This window comes from Parvibaculum sedimenti (assembly GCF_009184905.1).
GTDB classification, from domain to species: Bacteria; Pseudomonadota; Alphaproteobacteria; order Parvibaculales; family Parvibaculaceae; genus Parvibaculum; species Parvibaculum sedimenti.
The window spans coordinates 25,682-47,692 of the sequence record NZ_WESC01000007.1 but is presented as its reverse complement, the minus strand read 5'-3'; the positions used below and the strand labels follow the sequence as shown (position 1 = coordinate 47,692).

The 22,011-nt window shown below is 62.0% G+C and carries 23 protein-coding genes and 1 tRNA gene; 16 read left to right on the top strand and 8 right to left on the bottom strand.

The window, feature by feature from the left end; genetic code table 11:
* Positions 1–49: 49 nt before the first annotated feature.
* The 4 genes from F2P47_RS08865 to F2P47_RS08850 are packed head-to-tail and all read right to left on the bottom strand — an operon-like array spanning position 50 to position 3,179.
* Positions 50–1,324, bottom strand: coding sequence for an O-acetylhomoserine aminocarboxypropyltransferase (locus F2P47_RS08865; protein WP_152215997.1), 1,275 nt, complete (start codon positions 1,322–1,324; stop codon positions 50–52).
* 31 nt (positions 1,325–1,355) lie between these two features.
* Entirely contained in the window at positions 1,356–1,778 is a 423-nt protein-coding gene (locus F2P47_RS08860; RefSeq protein ID WP_152215996.1) for a CoA-binding protein, read from the bottom strand.
* 3 nt (positions 1,779–1,781) lie between these two features.
* Complete coding sequence (locus F2P47_RS08855; RefSeq protein ID WP_152215995.1) at positions 1,782–2,597, bottom strand: enoyl-CoA hydratase; 816 nt, start codon at positions 2,595–2,597, stop codon at positions 1,782–1,784.
* Positions 2,598–2,654: 57 nt separating this feature from the next.
* Complete coding sequence (locus tag F2P47_RS08850) at positions 2,655–3,179, bottom strand: GNAT family N-acetyltransferase (protein WP_246176812.1); 525 nt, start codon at positions 3,177–3,179, stop codon at positions 2,655–2,657.
* A gap of 104 nt (positions 3,180–3,283) precedes the next feature.
* Between F2P47_RS08850 and F2P47_RS08845 the strand changes: the two genes are divergently transcribed.
* From F2P47_RS08845 to F2P47_RS08820, 6 genes are all read left to right on the top strand, one after another.
* The gene (locus tag F2P47_RS08845) at positions 3,284–3,712 is read left to right on the top strand and encodes a PaaI family thioesterase (protein WP_152216182.1); all 429 of its coding nucleotides are present in this window, start codon (positions 3,284–3,286) and stop codon (positions 3,710–3,712) included.
* 13 nt (positions 3,713–3,725) lie between these two features.
* The gene (locus F2P47_RS08840) at positions 3,726–5,102 is read left to right on the top strand and encodes an MFS transporter (RefSeq protein WP_152215993.1); all 1,377 of its coding nucleotides are present in this window, start codon (positions 3,726–3,728) and stop codon (positions 5,100–5,102) included.
* A 153-nt stretch (positions 5,103–5,255) separates the two neighbouring features.
* Positions 5,256–5,720: a 50S ribosomal protein L13 gene (rplM, locus tag F2P47_RS08835; protein ID WP_152215992.1), complete on the top strand. Its 465-nt coding sequence runs from the start codon at positions 5,256–5,258 to the stop codon at positions 5,718–5,720.
* Positions 5,720–6,193, top strand: coding sequence for a 30S ribosomal protein S9 (gene rpsI / locus F2P47_RS08830; protein ID WP_152215991.1), 474 nt, complete (start codon positions 5,720–5,722; stop codon positions 6,191–6,193). Before rplM ends, rpsI begins: the two co-directional genes overlap by 1 nt.
* Before the next feature lie 169 nt (positions 6,194–6,362).
* A complete protein-coding gene (gene argC / locus F2P47_RS08825) occupies positions 6,363–7,322 on the top strand; it encodes an N-acetyl-gamma-glutamyl-phosphate reductase (RefSeq protein WP_185681037.1) in 960 nt (319 codons plus the stop codon).
* Between the two features lie 3 nt (positions 7,323–7,325).
* Entirely contained in the window at positions 7,326–7,886 is a 561-nt protein-coding gene (locus F2P47_RS08820) for a pyridoxamine 5'-phosphate oxidase family protein (protein ID WP_152215990.1), read from the top strand.
* Between the two features lie 5 nt (positions 7,887–7,891).
* On the opposite strand, the gene F2P47_RS08815 is transcribed toward F2P47_RS08820, so the two are convergent.
* Together F2P47_RS08815 and phaC are read right to left on the bottom strand one after the other, a co-directional pair.
* Positions 7,892–8,722, bottom strand: coding sequence for an EamA family transporter (locus tag F2P47_RS08815; protein WP_281349283.1), 831 nt, complete (start codon positions 8,720–8,722; stop codon positions 7,892–7,894).
* 197 nt (positions 8,723–8,919) lie between these two features.
* Complete coding sequence (gene phaC / locus F2P47_RS08810) at positions 8,920–10,824, bottom strand: class I poly(R)-hydroxyalkanoic acid synthase (RefSeq protein ID WP_246176811.1); 1,905 nt, start codon at positions 10,822–10,824, stop codon at positions 8,920–8,922.
* 224 nt (positions 10,825–11,048) lie between these two features.
* Between phaC and F2P47_RS17690 the strand changes: the two genes are divergently transcribed.
* From F2P47_RS17690 to F2P47_RS08775, 6 genes are all read left to right on the top strand, one after another.
* On the top strand, positions 11,049–11,888 hold the full coding sequence (locus F2P47_RS17690; protein ID WP_185681035.1) for a hypothetical protein: 840 nt from the start codon (positions 11,049–11,051) through the stop codon (positions 11,886–11,888).
* Between the two features lie 216 nt (positions 11,889–12,104).
* A complete protein-coding gene (locus tag F2P47_RS08795) occupies positions 12,105–13,370 on the top strand; it encodes an LL-diaminopimelate aminotransferase (protein WP_152215986.1) in 1,266 nt (421 codons plus the stop codon).
* Positions 13,367–14,671: a homoserine dehydrogenase gene (locus tag F2P47_RS08790; RefSeq protein ID WP_152215985.1), complete on the top strand. Its 1,305-nt coding sequence runs from the start codon at positions 13,367–13,369 to the stop codon at positions 14,669–14,671. Before F2P47_RS08795 ends, F2P47_RS08790 begins: the two co-directional genes overlap by 4 nt.
* Positions 14,672–14,704: 33 nt before the next feature.
* Positions 14,705–15,676: a class II fructose-bisphosphatase gene (gene glpX, locus F2P47_RS08785; protein ID WP_152215984.1), complete on the top strand. Its 972-nt coding sequence runs from the start codon at positions 14,705–14,707 to the stop codon at positions 15,674–15,676.
* Positions 15,677–15,688: 12 nt separating this feature from the next.
* On the top strand, positions 15,689–17,497 hold the full coding sequence (gene recJ / locus F2P47_RS08780) for a single-stranded-DNA-specific exonuclease RecJ (protein ID WP_152215983.1): 1,809 nt from the start codon (positions 15,689–15,691) through the stop codon (positions 17,495–17,497).
* Positions 17,498–17,601: 104 nt separating this feature from the next.
* A tRNA-Glu gene (locus F2P47_RS08775) sits at positions 17,602–17,676 on the top strand.
* Positions 17,677–17,745: 69 nt separating this feature from the next.
* On the opposite strand, the gene F2P47_RS08770 is transcribed toward F2P47_RS08775, so the two are convergent.
* Positions 17,746–17,964 (bottom strand): hypothetical protein, encoded by a 219-nt coding sequence (locus F2P47_RS08770; RefSeq protein ID WP_152215982.1) that lies wholly within the window; start codon positions 17,962–17,964, stop codon positions 17,746–17,748.
* Positions 17,965–18,065: 101 nt separating this feature from the next.
* Here F2P47_RS08770 and F2P47_RS08765 point away from each other — a divergent pair, with 101 nt between their 5' ends.
* From F2P47_RS08765 to F2P47_RS08750, 4 genes are all read left to right on the top strand, one after another.
* Entirely contained in the window at positions 18,066–18,881 is an 816-nt protein-coding gene (locus tag F2P47_RS08765; RefSeq protein WP_152215981.1) for a TIGR04255 family protein, read from the top strand.
* Positions 18,882–19,384: 503 nt separating this feature from the next.
* Complete coding sequence (locus tag F2P47_RS08760) at positions 19,385–19,765, top strand: hypothetical protein (RefSeq protein WP_152215980.1); 381 nt, start codon at positions 19,385–19,387, stop codon at positions 19,763–19,765.
* Positions 19,766–19,938: 173 nt separating this feature from the next.
* The gene (gene rfbC / locus F2P47_RS08755) at positions 19,939–20,508 is read left to right on the top strand and encodes a dTDP-4-dehydrorhamnose 3,5-epimerase (protein WP_152215979.1); all 570 of its coding nucleotides are present in this window, start codon (positions 19,939–19,941) and stop codon (positions 20,506–20,508) included.
* A gap of 100 nt (positions 20,509–20,608) precedes the next feature.
* On the top strand, positions 20,609–21,667 hold the full coding sequence (locus tag F2P47_RS08750) for a sensor histidine kinase (RefSeq protein ID WP_152215978.1): 1,059 nt from the start codon (positions 20,609–20,611) through the stop codon (positions 21,665–21,667).
* A gap of 6 nt (positions 21,668–21,673) precedes the next feature.
* Here the strand turns inward: F2P47_RS08750 and F2P47_RS08745 are convergent, their stop codons facing one another.
* Positions 21,674–22,000, bottom strand: a complete 327-nt coding sequence (locus F2P47_RS08745) for a hypothetical protein (RefSeq protein ID WP_152215977.1) — start codon at positions 21,998–22,000, stop codon at positions 21,674–21,676.
* Positions 22,001–22,011: the final 11 nt, after the last annotated feature.

The following is a 22,011-nucleotide window of genomic DNA, read 5'->3' as shown; positions in this document are numbered from 1 at the left end:
CTCGCGCGGGGCATTTGCATTTCAGCCTCTGAAAAAAGGCGCGGATAGATCAGGCGTTCAGCGCCTGGTCGAGGTCGGCGATGATATCCGCAGGCTCTTCCAGACCCACCGACAGGCGCACCACGTCCTTGCCCGCGCCGGCCGCCGCCTGCTGCTCTTCCGTGAGCTGGCGATGCGTCGTCGAAGACGGATGGATGATGAGGCTCCGCGTATCGCCGACATTGGCGAGATGCGAAAGAAGCTTCACGCCGTTCACGAGGTTCACGCCCGCCTCAAAACCGCCCTTGACGCCGAAAGTGAAAACGGCGCCTGCGCCCTTCGGCGAATATTTCTGCTGAAGCGCGTGATAGGGATCGTCCGGCAGACCCGCATAGGAAACCCAGCTGACCTTCGGATGCGACTTCAGGAACTGGGCGACCTTCAGCGCCGAGTCCGAATGGCGCTGCATGCGCAGCGGCAACGTCTCAATGCCGGTCTGGATCATGAAGGCATTGAAAGGCGAGATGGCCGGTCCAAGATCGCGCAGGCCGAGCACGCGGCAGGCGATGGCAAACGCGATGTTGCCGAAGGTCTTGTGGATTTCGAGGCCGTGATAGGAGTCGCAAGGCTCCGACAGGGTCTTGTACTTGTTGTCCTTCGACCAATCGAACTTGCCCGCATCGACGATGATGCCGCCCATGGAGTTGCCATGGCCGCCGAGGAACTTCGTCGCCGAATGCACGACGATGTCCGCGCCATGCTCGATCGGACGGATGAGGTAGGGCGAGGCGAGCGTGTTGTCGACGATGAGCGGAATGCCCGCCTCATGTGCGATCTTGGCGATGGCCGAGATGTCGGTGACGATGCCGCCAGGGTTGGCGAGGCTTTCGATAAAGACGGCTTTCGTCTTCGGCCCGATGGCCTTTTTCACATTGGCGGGATCGTTGATGTCGACCCAGTCGACTTCCCAGCCGAATTTCTTGAAGGCGTGGCCGAACTGGTTGATCGAGCCGCCATAGAGCTGCTTGGCGGCGACGAAATGATCGCCCGGTTCGAGCAGCGTATGGAAGGCGATCATCTGCGCGGCGTGGCCCGAAGCGACGGCAAGAGCCGCCGTGCCACCTTCGAGCGCCGCGACGCGCTCTTCGAGCACGGCGGTCGTCGGATTGGTGATGCGAGTATAGATGTTGCCGAAAGCCTGCAGGCCGAAGAGCGAGGCCGCGTGATCGACATCCTCGAAGACGAAGGAGGTCGTCTGGAAGATCGGCGTCGCGCGCGCGCCCGTCGTCGGATCGGGCTTGGCGCCGGCGTGGATAGCAAGTGTGCTGAAGGAATATTCGGCCATTTAGGTCTCCTTGTTCGGGCGAGCGCGAAGGCTAAAGGCCCAGCCTCGGCATTTCGATTTTCGGACAGCGGTCCATCACGACTTTGAGTCCGGCGGTTTCGGCTCTGGCCGCTGCTTGCGGGTTGATGACCCCGAGCTGCATCCAGACCGACTTCGCGCCGATCTCCACCGCTTCGTCGCAGACGGGCCCCGCCGCCTCCGAGTTGCGGAATATGTCTACCATATCAATTTGGTAGGGAATAGAGCTAAGCGTTGCATAAACGAGTTCGCCATTGAGCGTCTGGCCTGCGAGGCCAGGGTTCACCGGGATCACGCGGTATCCCTTGGCCTGCAGGTAGCGCATGACGCCATGGCTGTCCCGGGCCGGGTTTGCGCTGGCGCCGACAAGGGCAATCACCTTCGTGGATTGCAGAATGTTCCGGATCTCATCCGGGCCGTAACGGTCATACGCCATGGCTCAACGGTCTTCCCAGGTCGGCTCGCGCTTTTCGATGAAGGCTGAAATGCCTTCCTCCGCGTCGCGGGCCAGCATGTTCTTCACCATGACTTCGCTTGCGTAGTCGTAAGCCTCGCTGAGCCCTTTTTCGAGCTGGATGTAAAAGGCCTCCTTGCCGATGGCGAGCGTGTGAGCGGATTTAGAGGCGATGTCCCGTGCAATCCCCCAAACGGCGTCATCGAGTTGTTCAACAGGCACGGCCTTGTTGATGAGGCCGATCTGCGCGGCGCGGGAGGCGTCGATCATGTCGCCCGTGAGCAACATTTCCATCGCGTGCTTGCGATGCACATTGCGCGACAGTGCAACCATCGGCGTCGAACAGAAGAGGCCGATATTGACGCCGGGCGTTGCAAATTTAACGGTGTCCGCGGCCACCGCGAGATCGCAGCTCGCGACAAGCTGGCAACCCGCCGCTGTGGCGATGCCATGCACACGGGCGATGACAGGCTTCGGCAACCGCACGATGGCCTGCATCAACGTGCTGCATTGTTTCATCAGCTTTTCGAAATAGGCGCGACCACGATCGGCATCGGTGCGATGCGCGGTCATTTCCTTGAGGTCGTGGCCTGCCGAAAAGGCCGGGCCGTTCGCGGCGATCACGACGACGCGCACATCGGGATCTTTCGCGATCAGCGCGAGCTCATCCGTCAGCGCGGCCATCAGTGCTTCGGAAAGCGCGTTGCGCTGCGGGCCGCGATTGAGCGTCAGTGTCGCAATGCTGTCGCGGTCGTGGCGCAGGAGGACGGGTTCGGCTGTTTTGGTTGCCGGCTGGGACATGGCTTCCTCGTTTTCCGGTTTATTGCTTTGTCGGCGAGCATAGCCCCGGCGCGGGCGTCAGGCGAGGGCGATGCGGTAGAGCACATGCCGCTTCAATGGATGTCCGTCGGCCAGTCGGGGGTGGTCGAAATCCTCTGCCGGATCGCGCTTCATGCCGAGCCGTTCCATCACCGCACGTGAACGCAGATTGGCGGGCACCGTGAATGCCACGATCTCGTCGAGATCCAGCGATTCGAAACCGAAGGCGAGGGCGGCGCGGGCAGCCTCGGTCGCATAGCCCTTCCCCCAATAAGGCTTTGCGAGTCGCCAGCCGATCTCGACGGCGGGGACGAAAGGTACGTCGAAATTCACATGCTGCAAGCCGGTAAAGCCGATGAAGGGCGCCACGCCGGGAAGTTCCAGTGCCCAGAAGCCGAAGCCATGTTCCGCGAAGTGGGCAGCGATGCGCGCCATGCTCGCCTCGGCGCCGGCACGGTTGAGTGTGCCGCCCAGATATTCCGCGACATCTGGATCTGCGGACATGGTAGCGAACGCATCGAGGTCGTCCTCGCGCCATGGGCGCAGGATCAGGCGTTGGGTCATGATTGTGGTCGGCCGTTCAGGCATGAGCATGGTTGAGCGGTTGAGGTCGCCCTAGTATGAAGCAGCGCAAGGCAAATAAGAACATGGAGGCGCGCTTGGCCGATATGAGTCCGATCATGAGCGTCGAGGAACTCGACCGCTTCATGGACATGGCATTTCCGCAGATGCATGAAGGCGGGCGCCTCAACGTGATCGAGGAAGTGGGGCCGGGAACGGCGCGGCTGCGCCTTCGCTATTCGGACCGCAATCTGCGTCCGGGCGGCACGATTTCAGGACCTGCCATGATGGCGCTGGCCGATTACGCCATGTATGCGGTGGTGCTCGCACATGTCGGGCCAGTAGCGCTCGCGGTTACGACCAACCTCAACATCAATTTCCTCAGGAAGCCCGGCCCGGACGATATCGTCGCCGAGGCAAAACTCCTGAAGCTTGGGCGCAGACTTGCTGTCGGCGATGTGCTCATGTGGCAGGAGGGGCTTGATGGGCCGGTCGCCCATGTCACCTCGACCTATTCGATCCCGCCTGACAGATGACGCAAATCCGCAAATGACGACAATCGAGACAGACGGGTTACCGCTTCCGCGGCGCCATTGGGCGGCGCTGACTGTCGGGATCGGCATTACCATGGCCGTGATCGATGGTTCCATCGCCAATATCGCGCTGCCGACCATCGCGCGGGATCTCAAGGCGACTGCGGCGGAATCGATCTGGATCGTCAACGCCTATCAGCTCATCGTGATGGTCTCGCTGCTGCCGCTGTCGTCGCTCGGCGAACTTGTCGGCTATCGGACAATTTATCGCTGGGGTATCGTGCTTTTCGGCATCGCGTCGCTTGCCTGCGCCATGGCGGACTCGCTGACCACGCTGACGCTGGCGCGCCTTCTTCAGGGTGCGGGCGCGGCGGGCATCATGAGCGTCAATTCGGCGCTGACCCGCTTCACCTATCCAAAGGCGATGCTCGGGCGCGGCATCGGCATCACAGCCCTTGTAGTGGCGACAGCTGCAGCGCTCGGCCCCACGATCGCTGCGGGCATTCTGTCCATTGCAACCTGGCCCTGGCTCTTTGCGGTCAATGTGCCCCTCAGCATTCTTGCCTTCGCGATTTCGCGCAGCCTGCCGGAAACGATGCGCGGCAGTCACCGCTTCGACTGGACGAGCGCGGTCCTCAACGCCATCACCATTGCGCTGGTGATCGTGGCGATCGACGATTTTGGCCGCGGCAGGGCGCGCCCGGACGGCTATTGGCTGATCGGTCTGGAGATTGCGGGTGCCGCCATTTGCGGCTTGCTGCTAGTGCGCCGCCAGCGGGGCCGGCTGTCGCCGCTGCTTCCCATCGATCTGCTGAAGATCCCGGTTTTCGCCATGTCGATCTGCACCTCGATCTGTTCCTTTGCAGGGCAGGCGGCGGCCTATGTGACATTACCCTTTTTCATGCAGACCGTAGTCGGGCGAAGCGAGGTCCAGACCGGTCTGCTGATGACGCCCTGGCCCATGACAATCATGGTGGTTGCGCCGCTGGCCGGACGGTTGGCGGACCGCTATCCCTCGGGTCTCCTCGGTGGCATTGGCATGGCAATCTTCGCATGCGGTCTCGTTTCGCTTGCCATGCTGCCGCCGGAACCGGCGACGCTCGACATCATCTGGCGGATGATGCTCTGCGGAGCAGGATTCGCGCTTTTTCAGTCGCCCAACAATCGCACCATTATCGGTTCGGCCCCGGTGGAGCGGACCGGTGGGGCAAGCGGAATGCTCGGCACGGCGCGGCTTTTGGGCCAGACGATCGGGGCGGCGATGGTTGCCCTGATCTTCAACCTCCAGGCGGACGGGACACACACGGCGCTTTACATGGCTGCGGGCTTCGCGCTGGCGGGCATGGTCATGAGCTCGCTCCGGCTCTCGGTCCAGCCCTCCGTGAAACGTTAAAAACGCGGTATTATCGTACCGCAGCCTGAAAGTGGCCGGATTTCAGCGGTTTTTTGGCCATTTGCGTTGACACTATGCCGAACCTGCCTTAGAAGCGCGTCCAGACGAGGGCCGATTTCCGGCCCTTTTTGCAGATTCCGCAGGATTTTTCGCATGAAGACCTATTCCGCGAAACCCGCCGAGATCGAGAAGAAGTGGTTCGTGATCGACGCTGAAGGCGTTGTCGTCGGCCGTCTCGCGACGTTCATCGCGAACCGGCTGCGCGGCAAGCACAAGCCGACCTACACGCCCCACCTCGATTGCGGTGACAACATCATCATCATCAACGCCGAGAAGGTTGCCTTCACCGGTGCGAAGTACGAAGACAAGCGCTACTACCGCCACACGGGTCACCCTGGCGGTATCAAGGAAACCTCGCCCAAGAAGCTTCTCGAAGGCCGTTTCCCCGAGCGTGTGCTCGAACTCGCCGTGAAGCGCATGATCTCGCGCGGTCCGCTCGCCCGCAAGCAGATGGGCAACCTGCACATCTATGCTGGTCCGAGCCATCCGCATGAGGCGCAGCAGCCTCAGAAGATCGACTTCGCGTCGCTCAATCGCAAGAATGTGAGGGTTGCATAATGGCGCAAGAGACCCATTCGCTCGAGGATCTGAAGGACGCGATCGCAGCCGAGGCTCCCGAGGTTCGCCAGCCGAAGATTGACAAGTTCGGCCGCGCCTACGCCACCGGCAAGCGCAAGAACGCGGTCGCTCGCGTCTGGATCAAGCCGGGCTCCGGCAAGATCGTGATCAACGGCCGTGAGCTGGACCGCTACTTCGCGCGTCCCGTTCTCCGCATGATCCTGAACCAGCCGCTCGTCACCGCTCAGCGCGAGAAGCAGTACGACATCACCGCGACGGTTATCGGCGGCGGTCTTTCCGGCCAGGCCGGTGCGATCCGTCATGGCATCTCTCGCGCGCTGACCTACTTTGAGCCGGCGCTTCGCGCTGTGCTTAAGAAGGACGGCTTCCTGACGCGCGACAGCCGTGTGGTCGAGCGTAAGAAGTACGGCAAGGCCAAGGCCCGCCGCAGCTTCCAGTTCTCGAAGCGCTGATCGCTTTTCGCGGTTACGATCAAGGGCGCTTCGGTATCTCCGAGGCGCCCTTTTTGTTTGCCTGTTTCGTCATTGCCGGGCTTGACCCGGCAATCCAGAACTACACGCCCCGAGAGCGCGGCCCTGGATGCCAGGGACAAGCCCGGGCATGACGGTTGGAGGAATTGCTTTGCCCACGCAGATTTTCATCGACGGCGAGGCGGGGACCACCGGTCTCCAGATCAGGGCGCGGCTCGAGAAGCGGGGCGACCTCGAATTCATTCGCCTGAGCGACGAGAAGCGCAAGGATGCGGCCGCCCGGAAAGAGGCGCTGAACTCCGCCGACATCGTGATCCTTTGCCTGCCGGACGATGCGGCGAAGGAAGCGGCGGCGCTCATCGAAAATCCGTCCGTGCGCGTCATCGACGCGTCGAGCGCGCATCGGACCTCGCCGGGCTGGGTCTATGGCTTGCCTGAAATGAGCAAGACGCAGCGGAGAGAAATCGCGGGCGCGAAGCGCGTGACCAATCCCGGCTGCTATCCGACCGGTGCGATCTCGCTGATCCGGCCGCTGGTGAGCGCGAACATTCTTCCCGCCGACTGGCCGGTGACGATCAATGCGATCTCCGGCTATTCGGGCGGCGGCAAGCAGATGATTGCAGAGTTCGAGGACAAGGCCGCGCCGAACTACACGGAAGTGCCGTACCGTATTTATGCGATGGGCCTTGAGCACAAGCATGTCGAGGAAATCCGTGTGAATGGCGGGCTGAACCACAGGCCGCTTTTCGCGCCCGCGGTAGGCCGCTACGCGCAAGGCATGATTGTCGAGGTGCCGCTGCAACTCTGGGCGCTGCCCGGCGGCGCCACGGTCAAGCGCGTCCATGAGACGATTGCCGATTCCTACGCGGGCGAACGCTTCGTTTCGGTGGCGTCGCTCGACGAAGCCGCAGCGCTGAAGACGCTCGACCCGGAAGGCCTCAACGGCACGAACGAGTTGAAGCTCTTCGTCTTCGGCAATGAAGAGCGGAAGCAGGCGCGACTCGTGGCGCTGCTCGACAATCTCGGCAAGGGCGCTTCGGCCCAGGCTGTGCAGTGCCTTAACATCATGCTCGGACTGGACGAGGGACTGGGCGTCAATCTTCAGGGGTAGGCCATGGCCAAGCAGTTTGCGTCCATCGAACCGAACCTGCGCGCGTTCATCGAACGCCAGCATATTTTCTTCGTCGCTTCGGCGACGGCGGAGAGCCGCGTCAACCTCTCGCCCAAGGGGCTCGATGCGCTGCGGGTGCTCGGGCCGAACAGCGCCGTCTATCTTGACCACACCGGCAGCGGCAGTGAAACGGCGGCGCATCTCAAGGCGGATGGGCGGCTGACGATCATGTTCTGCGCCTTCGAGGGCGCGCCGATGATCCTGCGTCTTTATGGGCGTGGGCGCGTCGTGCGGCGCGGCAGCGAGGAATATGCGCGATTGCTGGCGGCGGAGTTCGGCGGCGTCGAACCCGCCGGCGCGCGACAGATGGTCATGCTCGACATCGGCATGGTGCAGACGTCTTGCGGCTATGCGGTTCCGCATTTCGAATATCAGGAAGAGCGTCCCGGCCTGACGCGATGGGCCGAGGGCAAGGGCGAAGAGGGCCTTGATGCCTATCGCCGCGAAAAGAACATGGTGAGCATCGACGGATTGCCCACTGGCCTTTTCGACGACACGGAATAGGAGCGTCAGAGTTTCAGCAGGATGACGCCAGCCGCGACTGTCGCCGCGGCAATGACCGCGCGCCAGCCGAGACCTTCCTTGAGGATGAAGCCGGAGATCAGCGCACCGAAAACGACGCTCGTTTCGCGCAACGCCGCGACAGGACCGAGCGGCGTCACCGACATCGCCCAGATGACGATCCAGTAGGCGGCGGTAGAAGCCACGCCGCCGGCGGCGCCATAGGCCCAGGCACGTTGCGGCCGGAGCAGGGCGGGCCCGCGCCGCCAGAGCGCGATGGCGACGATGCTGATGCCGTCGAGCGCGAAGAGCCAGATGACGTAATCGCTCGGGGTCGGCGCGGTGCGACCACCGAGCCCGTCATTGAGTGTGTAGCTGGCGATGAAGAGCGATGTGCCGAGGGCGTAGAAGATCGCATGCGGATTGGTCGGGGTCTGTGTGCCGTTCTTCGAGCGCCAGGCGAGGCTGACGACGCCCGCGAGAATGAGGACGATGCCGATCGTGGCCGTGGCCGGCAGGTCTTCGTTCAGGAAGAGGAATCCGACCAGCGTGACAATGGCCGGAGCGAAGCCGCGCGCCAGCGGATAAACCTGCCCGAAATCTCCATGCGTATAGGCCTTGATGAGGAAGACCTTGTAGCCGGTATGGAGCGCCAGCGAGAGCAGGATGATCTTCCAGACCTCCCAGCTCGGCACCGGCGTGAAGAAGAGCAGCGGCACCATCATCAGACTGCCGCTGCCGGCGACGAAAGCCATCATCGACAGCCGATCGGCATTCGACTTCAGGAGTGCGTTCCAGACGGCATGAAGCAATGCGGCGAGAAGGACGAGGAGCGTGATGGAAAGGGACAGGACGGGCCTCCGGCTTTAATTTGCACAAAGCTAGCTGGCGTATCGCCTTGACGACAGTTGCTATTTTCGAAGTGGGGCCTGCGGGAATCCGGCGAGCGCTCGACCGAGGCAATAGATCAGGCTCGATGCCATCTGTGCGACGATCGAGGGCGATGTCAGGGAAGTGATCGCGGAAGGCCGGACACCTATTCGTCCGATTTGACCATCACATAGGAGCCAGGTGCGTTTTCCAGCACGGGGAGTCCCCGGTCGCCGGGAACGCGAGCGGGAACGTGATCGCCCGCCGTCTCCTTGATCCATTTGTGCCAGTCAGGCCACCAGGAGCCGGCCGTTTCCGTCGCGCCTGCGAGCCACGCATCTGGCGTTGCGGGGCGCTCGTCATTGGTCCAGTACTGGTATTTTTGCGCCGTAGGCGGATTGATGACGCCTGCGATATGGCCGGACCCGGCGATGATGAACTTTACGGGGCCGCTGAAAAGCCGCGTCGCCTTGTAGACGGAATTATAGGGCGCGATGTGGTCCTCGCGGCTCGACTGGAGGTAGACGGGGATCGTGACCTTGGAGAGATCGAGATTCACGCCGCCAAGCTCCATCCTGCCTTCCGCGAGGTTGTTCCGCAGATAGCATTCGCGCAGATAGAAGATGTGCATCTTCGCCGGCATGCGCGTCGCATCGGCGTTCCAGTAGAGCAGATCGAAGGGCACGGGCTCGCGGCCGAGCAGGTAGTTGTTGACCACGTAGGACCAGATCAGTTCGTTCGAACGCAGCATATTGAAGGTCGAGGCCATAGCCGAGCCTTCGAGCACGCCACCATGCGCTTCCATCTGCTGCTCGACCTCGGATATCTGTTCCTCGTCGATGAAGACCTGAAGATCGCCCGCTTCGGTGAAGTCGACCTGCGTCGCGAAGAAGGTTGCGGACTTGATGCGCTTGTCGCCCTTCGACGCCATATGCGCGAGGCTCGATGCGAGTAGCGTGCCGCCGATGCAATAGCCGATGGCGTTGACTTCCTTTTCGCCGGTCGCCTTTTCCACCGCGTCGAGCGCGTCGTAGACGCCATCGAACATGTAGCTTTCGAAGCTCTTCATCGCGAGCTGTGCATCGGGATTGACCCAGCTCACCACGAAGACGGTGAAACCCTGTGCCACGGCCCATTTGACGAAGGATTTTTCGGGCGTGAGATCAAGGATATAATATTTGTTGATCCAGGGCGGGAAGATCAGCAGAGGCCGCTTGTGAACCTTGTCGGTGGTCGGCTCATATTGCAGGAGCTGGATGAGGTCGTTCTGGTAGACGACCTTGCCCGGCGTCAGCGCGATATTCTCACCGAGGCGGAAGGCCTTCATGTCCGTCTGCTGAATTTGCAGCTTGCCGTTTCCGCGCTCCACGTCTTCCAGCAGATGCTGCATGCCCTGCACGAGATTCTCGCCATTGGTGGCGAGCGTCGTGCGCAGCACTTCCGGATTGGTCAGCAGGAAGTTCGAGGGCGAGAAGGCGTTGGCGAACTGACGAACGTAGAAGTCGGCCTTCTTGCGCGTATGCGCGTCGATGCCCTGCGTTGCCTGAACCTGCTGCGCCAGCCATTGGCTGGCGATGAGGTAGGACTGCTTCAACAGATCGAAGACGAGATTGTTCTGCCACTCCGGGTCCTTGAAGCGCTTGTCGGAGCGCGCGGGCTCGACGACGGGCTTCGTTTCTTCGCCAAGGAAGCGCTTGGTGGCCGTCTGAAAGAGACCGATATAGCCGTTCCACAGCTGTATCTGGGATTCGACCAGCCGCGCCGGATCGCGCACATAGCTGCTCGCGACATCGAGCATGGTCTTGCCGATGCGGCGCACGTCCAGCATGGTCGATTCGGCTGCGCTGCGGCCTTCGCTCGTGGCCATGAGTCGCGCCGCCTTCTGGCCGAGAGTCGCTGCCTTGATCAGGTTGACCGCCAGCGCACCCATGTCGGGAACCGGGTAGGGCGACTGATCGGCCGCCGCCTCCGTTTTAGCGGTGTTGGCCGACGCCTCCGGCTCGGGCGGAAGATCGGGTTTCGGGGTCCTGGTGCGCTTCGGCTTTGTTTTCGTTGTCGTCTTTTGTGTCATGCCAACGATCTTCGCGCCGGGGCGCGACATTTTCTTGAAGCCTGTTTCCGACAGGCCGCGGCTCATTAAGACAATTGAGGCCGGTTTTCGATCCTGCGACAAACGGTTTTTTGTTTCGTTCTTATACTATACGGTTGGCGACGCTCGCCTAGGGGCAGCGCGACACCTTTTGGCTCGTCGTGGACCTGGGTAGGGCATCCAAAAGCGGTCAAGGAGCTACATGAATGTCCCGGCATGGTTGGAACGGCGGATTACGCAACGGCACTCTCGGGGCGTTTCTGACGCAGGCCGGGAGCGCGGCTCTCGTTGCGGCGGCCCTTGCCGGATGCTCCGCGATTCCGGATGACGCCAAGCCCGCCTCCGTCTACGGCGAATCCAAGCCCGCGGCGGCTCAGCCGGGCGCCGACAGCTTCCCCGATCTGGCCAATGTTCCGACCAAAGCGCCCGCCGCGACCTCCAGGCAGCAGCAGGAAGACATTGCCAAAAGCCTGGCCGCCGACCGTGCGGCAGCGCAGCAGACGGACAGCAATCTGCGTACCGGCTCGACTGCACCGCAGCCCGCAGCACCTGCCGCCTCGCCAGTGACGGCGCCTGCCGTCGCGGTGCCGGCCAAGGCACCCGCTCCAATTCCTGCGCCTGCGCCTGCGCCCACGCCGGCGGCGAAGGCTGCCCCTGTGCCCGTGAAGGCTCCGGTGAAAGCTCCTGCCCCGGTGGCGGCGCCCGTCGTCGTGAAGGCGCCTGCACCTGCCGCCGCGACGCCAGCCAAGACGTCGCCCGCACCGACGACGCCTCCAGCCTTGCCTGCGCCGGAGACCATGGCGCCGACGGCAGAGCCCGCTGCGCCTGCGAAGGCGCTGGTTCTCGAGCCGGGTGTCATTCCCGTGCCGGCACGCGGTGGCCACAAGACGCTTGAAGAGGCCAAGGGCCTGCCGCCGGCCAAGGATGCGCCCGCCGCGGCCGCCGAACCGGCTGAGCAGAAGCCGGATCCGAATGCCGAACAGCCGGTCAACGCCGCTCCGACCACCCCGGTCGAGGTCAAGCCGACGGTCGGTGGGGGCAAGTAGGCCTCCCGAGGGGTGACGGGATCATTTATTCCCCGTTTCCTTCGAATGCGTCACAATCCCGCCTCAGGATAGGGGCCATATGGCCCCCGTCCGTTACGCAAGGATTTGCCTGCGGTTCCGGCCATTTGAACGTGGCCCGGCCGGGGCTTTGGAGCTATAAGGGCGCCCGGATTGCCCCTTTAGGGTGAATGTCCGGCGTCAATTCAGGATCTGGCCATGAGCGAAGAGTTCCACCGCATAAAGCGTCTGCCCCCCTATGTCTTCGAGAGCGTGAACAAGCTCAAGGCCAAGGCGCGCGCCGAGGGCAAGGACATCATCGACTTCGGCATGGGCAATCCCGACATGCCGACGCCGCCGCATATCGTCGAAAAGCTGATCGAGGCGGTGCGCGATCCGAAGACCCATCGCTATTCCTCGTCGCGCGGCATCCCCGGCCTTCGTCGCGCGCAGGCCGCTTATTATGATCGCCGCTTCGGCGTGAAGCTCAATCCGGAAACGGAAGTGATCGCGACGCTCGGCTCGAAAGAGGGGCTCGCGAACCTGGCGCAGGCGATCACCGCGCCCGGCGACGTCGTGCTCTGCCCGAATCCGAGCTATCCGATCCACGCCTTCGGCTTCATCATTTCGGGTGCGGTCATCCGCTCTGTGCCTTTCGAGAGCCCGTCCGGCTTCTTCGACATGCTGGAGCGCGGCGTGCGCCACAGCGTGCCGAAGCCGACGGCGCTGATCGTGTCCTATCCGTCGAACCCGACGGCGCAGGTGGCCGATCTCGATTTCTATCGCGATGTCGTCGCCTTCGCGGCGAAGCACGACATCTACATCATCTCCGATCTCGCCTATTCCGAGATCTATTTCGACGGCAACCCGCCGCCCTCGATCCTGCAGGTGCCGGGCGCGAAGGAGCGGGCGGTGGAGTTCACCTCGCTCTCCAAGACCTTCGCCATGCCGGGCTGGCGCATGGGCTTTGCGGTCGGCAATGAGCGGCTTATCAATGCGCTTGGCCGCGTGAAGTCCTATCTCGACTATGGCGCCTTCACCCCCATTCAGGTAGCGGCGACGGCGGCGCTCAACGGCCCGACCGATTGCATCGAGGAAATCCGCGAGACCTACAAGGGCCGACGCGACGTGCTGGTGGACAGCATGGCCCGCGCTGGCTGGAACATTCCGAGCCCGCCCGCCAGCATGTTCGCCTGGTCGCCGATCCCGGAGAAGTTCCGGCATCTCGGTTCGATGGGCTTCGCGACGCTGCTGCTCGAGCAGGCCGATATGGCCGTCGCGCCGGGCATCGGCTTTGGTGAGTATGGCGATGGCCATGTGCGTATCGGCCTGGTCGAGAACGAGCAGCGCATCCGTCAGGCGGCGCGCAATGTGAAGCGCATGATGCAGAACGCCGACCAGATCATTGCGGAATACGAGGATCGGACGGGCATCAAGAGCAACATCGTCCAGCACCCCAATTCGACGAGAGCGAGCCGCCCGTGACGAAACCACTCAGGATAGGTGTGGCGGGCCTCGGCACCGTCGGGGTTGGCGTGGTCAAGATTCTTGCCGCACGGCGGGAGTTCCTTGCCGCCGCTGCCGGACGCTCGATCGACATTGTGGCCGTCAGTGCACGGAACAAGGCGAAGGCGCGCGGCATCGATATAGGCTCGGCTCGCTGGGAAGACGACGCGCTGAAACTCGCAACGGCGGATGACATCGATGTTGTGGTCGAGCTCATCGGCGGCGCAGAAGGTGTGGCGCGCGCGCTGGTAGAAACGGCGCTTGCGAACGGCAAGCATGTCGTCACCGCGAACAAGGCGCTGATCGCGCATCACGGCATCGCGCTGGCGAAGCTGGCGGAGAACAAGGGCGTCGCGCTCAATTATGAAGCGGCGGTCGCGGGTGGCATTCCGATCATCAAGGCGCTGCGCGAAGGTCTCGCCGCCAACGAGATCGAAAGCGTCACCGGTATTCTCAACGGCACCTGCAACTACATCCTCACCGAGATGGAGACGACGGGTCGCGACTTCGCCGATGTGCTGAAGGACGCGCAGGCACTCGGCTATGCGGAAGCCGATCCGAGCTTCGATGTCGGCGGTATCGACGCCGCGCACAAGCTTGCGATTCTTGCGAGCCTTGCCTTTGGCCGAGAGGTCGATTTCGGCAGCGTGAATATCGAAGGCATCGAGAAGATCACTGCCGCCGATATCAAGTTCGCGAAAGAGTTCGGCTACAAGATCAAACTGCTGGCTATCGCGACGAAATCGGATGGCGGCGTGGAGCAGCGGGTACATCCGGCACTGGTCGCCGAGGGTTCGCCTTTGGCCGCCGTTTCGGGCGTATTCAACGCGGTGGCCGTTCGCGGCGATCGTGTCGGGCTTCTGGTTCTCGAAGGCCGCGGTGCGGGCGAAGGGCCGACGGCGTCCGCCGTTCTCTCCGATCTGGTCGATATTGCGCGCGGCCTCGTCATGCCGCCCTTTATCGTGCCGACGAGCCACCTCAAGGCGCCTGCGAAGGCGGCAGAGGGCGGGCCCGAAAGCGCTTACTACCTGCGGTTCAACGCGGTCGATCGCGCGGGCAGCATGGCCGAGATCACGCGGGCCCTGGCCAATGCCTCCGTGTCGATCGAACGCATCGTGCAGCGAGGCGATGAGGGCGATACTGGACGCAAGCCTGTCGTTTTCGTGACGCACAAGACGCAGGAAAGCTCGATGCGCCAGGCGCTGGCGCATTTGTTGAAATTGGTAGATGTGGCGGGCACTCCGCTCGTGATCCGGATCGAAGACGGCGAATCACGTTAAGCAGAAGCAAAGGCTTGGCGAAGGAAAAGATCGATGACTGGTAAAGTTGGAATTAGCAGGATGCTGACGCTCGAAGTGACGCGAGTCACCGAACGAGCGGCAATTCTTTCATCCCTGCTGGCGGGACGCGGCGACGAGAAGGCGGCCGATCAGGCGGCTGTCGACGCGATGCGCAAGGAACTCAACCGTCTCGACATCGACGGCACCATCGTCATTGGCGAAGGCGAGCGCGACGAAGCGCCGATGCTCTACATCGGCGAAAAGGTCGGTACGGGCAACGGCCCGAAGGTCGACATTGCGCTCGATCCGCTCGAAGGCACGACGCTTTGCGCCAAGCGCATGCCGAACGCGCTGGCTGTGCTCGCCATGGCGGAAGGCGGCAGCCTTCTCCATGCGCCGGATACCTATATGGACAAGATCGCCATCGGCGGAGGCTATCCAGCCGGCCTTGTCGATCTCGATGCGACGCCGAAGGAAAACATCGCCGCGCTTGCCAAGGCCAAGGGCGTCGACATTTCCGAAATCAACTGCTGCATCCTCGACCGGCCGCGCCATGCGGATCTGATCGCCGCCGTGCGCGCGACGGGCGCGCGCGTCTCTCTGATCACCGATGGCGACATCGCGGGCATCATCAACACGACCGATCCGACGACCGGCATCGACATTTATCTCGGCACGGGCGGCGCGCCGGAAGGTGTGCTTGCCGCTGCCGCTCTGCGCTGCACCGGCGGCCAGATGCAGGGGCGTCTCGTTACGTCCAGCGACGAGCAGAAGGCCCGTGCCGCCAAGATGGGCGTGAAGGACTTCAACAAGAAGTACGACATGCACGAAATGGCGTCGGGCGACGTGATCTTCGCGGCGACCGGCGTGACCGACGGCAACATGCTCGAAGGTATCCGCCATGTACGCGGCGGCATCACCACGCATACGGTCGTCATGCGCTCGTCGCGCGGCACGGTGCGTTGGGTGAAGGCGCTTCATCCCTCCATCGACATCTTCAAGTAAGGCGGAGGCGAATTGGGCGAGGGGACAGCGCACTTCCTGGGAGTAGAACGGTCGCTGACCGGCCGCGCCTGGGTGAGCCGCCTTGCCGATGATCGCCTTGCACTTGCCATCTCGCAGCGAGAGGGCTTGCCGGAAATCGTGGCCCGCGTTCTCGCGGGGCGCGGTGTCGCGCCGGAAGATTGCGCGGCCTATCTGAACCCCAGCCTGAAGAATCTGCTTCCCGATCCCTCGTCTTTGCTCGACATGGATCGCGCGTCGCGTCGCATCGCGGAGGCGATCATGCGTGGGGAGAAGGTCGCGGTCTTCGGCGATTATGACGTGGACGGAGCGACGTCGAGCGCGCTTCTCAAGCGGTTCTTCAATGCCGTCGGCCACGATATCCGCATCTATATTCCCGATCGTATCCGCGAAGGCTATGGCCCCAACGCACCCGCGCTGATGGAGCTGCGCGACGATGGCTACAAGCTCATCGTCACCGTCGATTGCGGAACCATGGCGCACAAGGTTCTGGGTCTGGCCGCCGATGCGGGCCTCGAAATCATCGTCATCGACCATCATCAGGCCGAGCCCGCGCTGCCTCCCGCGCTGGCGCTGGTCAATCCGAACCGGCTCGACGATACGAGCGGGCAGGGGACGCTCGCCGCCGTCGGCGTCGCTTTCCTGTTCCTCGTCGCCATCAATCGCGCACTGCGCGACGGCGGCTGGTATGCGACGCATGACGAGCCGGATCTTCTCGCGCTGCTCGATCTCGTCGCGCTCGGCACGGTTTGCGACGTGGTGCCGCTGGTCGGTCTCAATCGCGCCTATGTGGCGCAAGGGCTGCGCGTGCTGGCGCGGCGGGGCAATATCGGCCTCAAGGCGCTGGCCGATGTGTCGCGGCTTGAGGGCACGCCTGCCGCCTATCATCTGGGCTTCCTGCTCGGCCCGCGCGTCAATGCGGGCGGGCGTGTCGGCCGGGCCGATCTCGGGGCGCGGCTGCTGACCACTTCGGACGCCGAGGAAGCCGCGGCCATTGCCGCTGAGCTCGACCGGCTTAACAAGGAGCGTCAGGCCATCGAGGCGCAAGTGCTGGAAGAGGCACTGGCGCAGGTGGACATGGCGCTCGGCGCCAGCCGCCGCAATGCGCCCCCGCCGGTTATCCTTGCCGCCTCCAAGGGCTGGCACCCGGGCGTCATCGGCATCGTCGCCGCCCGGCTGAAGGAGCGCTACGAGCGCCCGGCCATTGTTGTGGCTCTGGACGGCAAGGGGGAGGGCAAGGGCTCGGGCCGCTCCATTCAGGGCGTCGATCTGGGCCGCGCGGTCACAGCGGCGCTTGAATCCGGGTTCCTCGTCAATGGCGGGGGCCACGCAATGGCTGCCGGCCTGACGGTGCGCGAGGACAAGCTTGAAGGCCTCTCCGAGTTCCTGGAGGCCCGTCTGGCCGAGGATGTGATGACGGCTTCCGAATCAAAGGCCCTGCGCCTCGACGGCGCATTGAGCGCCCGGGGCGCCAACCGGGCCCTTTATGACCTGCTGGAGCAGGCGGGGCCCTATGGCGCCGGGAACCCCGAGCCCCGCTTCGCGCTTCCCGCCATGCGGATCGCCCATGTGGACCTCGTAGGGGGCGCTCACGTGCGCTGCACGCTCACGGGCGAGGATGGAGCGCGGCTCAAGGCGATTGCCTTCAGGGCCGCGGAAACACCGCTCGGCAAGGCCTTGCTGGACCGTGGAACGGGCTCGATCCATGTCGCGGGCCGGCTCAAGGCCGATGACTGGCGGGGCCGCCGCGACGTCCAGTTCAATATCGAGGACGCCGTTCTGACGCGAGACGCGACGCCCTGAAACTTCGTTGCGACATGTACTTGTCAGCACAGAATTATCCCCTTATAAGCCCCGCCAGCGGCCATCATCGGCCGCGCCGGTCCTCCGGGGCCACAAGCGCATATGCGCCCTTCGTCTATCGGTTAGGACGCCAGATTTTCATTCTGGAAAGAGGGGTTCGACTCCCCTAGGGCGTACCAGCGTTTTTTCAAAGGTTAGACACTTCGGATCGACAGGGTTAGACACTTTCCCGTTCCGTTCCCGTTCTCTCAGCCCTCTGATTTCCGCATTTTGTCGGCGCGTTCGAGCCGCTTGATCGCCGAGCTGGCGAGGCGCTTCTGCGCCGCGGACTTCGTGTAGTTCTGGACCATGCGTAGCGTGCGGTGGCCGAGCACGGCGGCAATTTCCTTCTCGCTCTCGCTCGCGTCGGCAAGATCGCTGCCCGCCACTGGCCGCCCGAGGGAATAGGAGAGGGATAGGGAAGCCACTCTCACATTTTAGGGAATCACTGCATTATCTATTATAAAAGAAGGTACGAAAACCCGCCGTTGGCTTGGTCGGCGGATAGAGAGAAGGCGGACCCCAACGAATGCTGCCTGACTTCGATCAGCCCCCGGTCACCGAGGTGATCATAGGCATTCAGAATGCGACAACACAGTTCTCGAATGTTCACGCTGGGATGTTCTATGAGCGTATGAAGAAGCGTTTTCCAAAGGTGTCCGAGCAGGATCCGTTGGCGGCGATATTTGAAACATTTGGCCCAAATCCCGTGCAGTCGGGGTTTCATCTGCAGTTCGGTCGGACGCCAACGCGGTACTGGTTTGTTACTGAAGACGATTGCGAACTGATCCAAATACAGAATGACCGCTTTCTTCATAATTGGAGACAAACGCAGGCATCTGACAAGTATCCACGTTTCAAAAAGTTGTTTTCCGAGTTCGTCCTTGAGCTTGATGCTTGGCAAAAGTTTCTTCAGGACCAAAATATTGGCGATCTGAGTATCAACCAAGTTGAAGTGACATATATAAATCATATTTATACTGAAGGAGAGGGAAACCCCTACGCGTACTTAGGCGACGTATTTCGGTTCTGGGCGAAGGATATGCCGCCTCAAGAGGGCTTTCCGTTTGATAACGCGACCGGCTCCGTGAGATTTTTGCTGCAGGATGAGGAGGGCGCGCCCTACGGACGCCTTCATGCCGAGTTTTTGCCGGCTTTTCATAATGAAACTCAGAGAGCAGCCATACAATTCCAACTGACGGCAAGAGCAAAGCCTAAGCAGGATACGGTTGATGCGGCAAGGGCAACTATTGAAAAATGCCATGAGGCTATTGTGAAGAGCTTTGCGGGTCTGACAACGGCTAAAATGCATGAGCTTTGGGGTCTGAAGAATGTCAGCGACTAATAAATCTTCTCGTGCGCTGAGCGACGACGAATACACAATTCCGTCGGGCATGGTTGAGAAGGCGCCAACAGCTCGTCCCAGGAATTTTGTTCCGCTCGGTCCCAGGAAGCGATTGCGCGAGCATGCGCCGACGGAGCAGTGGTCGACCACAGTGCTGCGTGAGGTCTGTGGATTGCTTGATCTTAAAAGCAACTGGGACACTTATGGCGCGGCTCCAATAAAACGCGAAACCGCAATGTTCGCGATTCAAATGCTCCAGTCTGTCATGAGGGAACGGACCCCTACGCCGTCTGTTGTGCCGTCGTCCATCGGTGGAATCCAGTTTGAGTGGCACACTAACGCGCTAGACTTGGAGGTTCACGTCGCAGGGCCATACGACGCAGACTTTTGGTTTGAGGATCGAGATCGCGGAGAGAGCATTGAGGATACAATCTCGAACGATTTTCGTCGTTTGGATGAGGCTGTGATCGCTCTCACTGTTCGCGCGTAGTGGTGCGCTCCGTATGGCAGAGCTGCAGCAAAAGGTGGAGATTGCCGACGAATGGAGCTTATTGAGGAGAGTCCGTTCTGATCAGCATGTTCCCGACGGTAATGGAGGAAAGCGCCCATCATCTGCCGCATTCCGGGACCCGAATATGTCGGTCGATGCATTGGAACTGCTTCAGCGTGATGGTCAAGACTGGGATCAAACATTGAGCGCAGATCCATCCGCTGGCGTTGTCACCTTTCCCGCCGGAGCGGCGCGGGCGCTCAAACAAGATGTCGTTCACGAGCCTCTGGACCAAAATTTTGCACATACAGAGGTGAGAGGAAAAAAGAACGCTACAGTCGCACGTGAGCTTGCGAGAGTCTCAAGGTGGTTGCGGCAGGCGCCAACAGATTGATTTCTTGAAATGCATCTACATTGGGCCTGTATGCGCCTACAAATGCTTGTAGGTTTTCATTCTGGAAAGAGGGGTTCGACTCCCCTAGGACGTACCATGCTGCAGCGGCCGGATGGCCGCATTCCCCAGACGATATTCTCGACCGGCTTTCGTGAATTGGGAGCGGGAAAATCATGTCCGGCATCAAGGTGACGCAACTCGGCCGCTTCCCGGATGTGAAGCTCATCGAGGCGCGGCGCTTCGAAGACGCGCGGGGCTTCTTCTCTGAAACCTACAGTCAGCGTGCCTTTGCCGAGGCGGGTATCGATATTGCCTTCGTGCAGGACAACCAGTCGTGCTCGGCAGACAAGGGCACGGTCCGCGGGCTTCACTTCCAGACGTACCCTTTCGCGCAGGACAAACTCGTCCGGGTTCTTCGGGGCAGCATTCTCGATGTGGTGGTCGATATCCGTCACGGCTCGCCGACCTTCGGCCAGCATGAGAAGGTTGTGCTCAGCGCTGCAAACGGCCTGCAGCTTCTGGTGCCGATCGGCTTCGCGCATGGGCTGGTGACGCTGGAGCCTGAAACGGAAGTTTTCTACAAGGTCTCGAATTTCTACTCGGCGGCGAATGATGGCGGCCTTTTGTGGAACGATCCCGCGCTCGGCATCGACTGGCAACTCGCGACGACGGAACCCGTTCTCTCCGACAAGGACCGCAAGCATCCGCTGCTCGCCGACCTGCCGCACCATTTCGAGATATAGCCCGCGCTTGCTGCTCCCGCCGCAATGGTGGCATGCTGATCGAGAGGGAGCGACGACCCAAGGCAATACTCAAAAGAAACTCCGCCAACGGAAGCCACCTATGGCCGTAGATTTTGGCGACGTCTTCGACGCATTGCCCGATGCCTGCCTGCTGCTGAGCGCCGATGGGCGCTTCACGGTTATGGCGGCGAGCGACCGGCAACTTGCGCTGATGCGCGCGGCGCGCGCGGACGTGATCGGAAAACCATTCATCGAATTGCTGCCTGCCGATGCAAATGTCGAACTCGCAGCCGCATTTCGCAAGGTGCGCAGGTCGCTCGAGCGAGCGCTGGCGACGGGCGAGGCGGAAACCCTGACTGCCGGAAAATATGAGATCGTGCTGCCTGAGGAAGAGGGTGGCGGAATTGATGAGCGTTACTGGAATCCGCGCATCCAGCCGGTTTTCGGGGGCGACGGGCGCATGGCCTGCATCGTTCTCAAGCTCAGGGATGTTACGGAACCCATCCGCCGCGAGCGCGAGCTGGCACTGGAGCGCGCCCTCGCCGAGCGCGAAAAAATGCTGGTCCAGAAGGATATTCTCTTCAGGGAAGTCAGCCACCGGATCAAGAACAGCCTGCAACTTGTCGTCAGTATACTGAACCTTCAGGCGACGGCCGCGAACGACGAGCGCATAAGATCCCATCTCGAATCCGCTGCGTCGCGCGTCGCCGCCATCACCTCGGTGCATGAGCGTTTTTTCCGCACTGAGAGCCATACCGCTGTCGAGATGAGTTCTTATCTGCGCGAGCTATGCGCGGATATTGCTTCGTCGGCGAATAACGGGAGCGCGCGCTGGAACTTCGATGTCGAGGCGGAGGCGCTTGAGCTTCCGGTCGACATCGCGGTGCCGCTGGCGCTGATCGTCAACGAACTCATCATCAATGTCTTGAAGCATGCCTATCCCGGCGGCGCGGGCCCTATCCGCATCGCGCTACGCGCGGCGGAGGGCGAACTGAAACTCTCGATCGAGGATGAGGGTGAAGTCGTTTTCGATCGGAGCCGCACGGGACTGGGCTCGCGCCTCGTCAATGCGCTGGCGCAACAGATCAGGGGCGAAATCGAGCGAACGGAACTCGCGCCCGGATATCGGGTGGAACTGAGATTGCCGCTTTCGAGCTAGGCGGGCTCAGTGAAAATTTTCGATGCGCTCGCTGCCGCGCACGATATAGGGCCGCCCGGCGGCGTCGTAGCAACGCAGGGCGCTCCAATGTGCCATGCGGCCGTCCGCGGTCGGTCCGTCGCGCACGACCTTGCTGCAGGGATGTCCGGGTGGCGGCGGATCGCCATCGAAGGGGCCTTCGCCGACGAACATGGGTTCGTGCATTTCAATGAACGGGCCGGTCGAAAGCGCGTCGCCGACCGTGAGGCCGCCGCCGGCCATGGCCGCGCTGCCGCAAAGCGCCAGCAGCGAACCGGCAAGACCGGCGATAAGATGTCGCGTGAACTTGCTCATAAGTAAAAGTT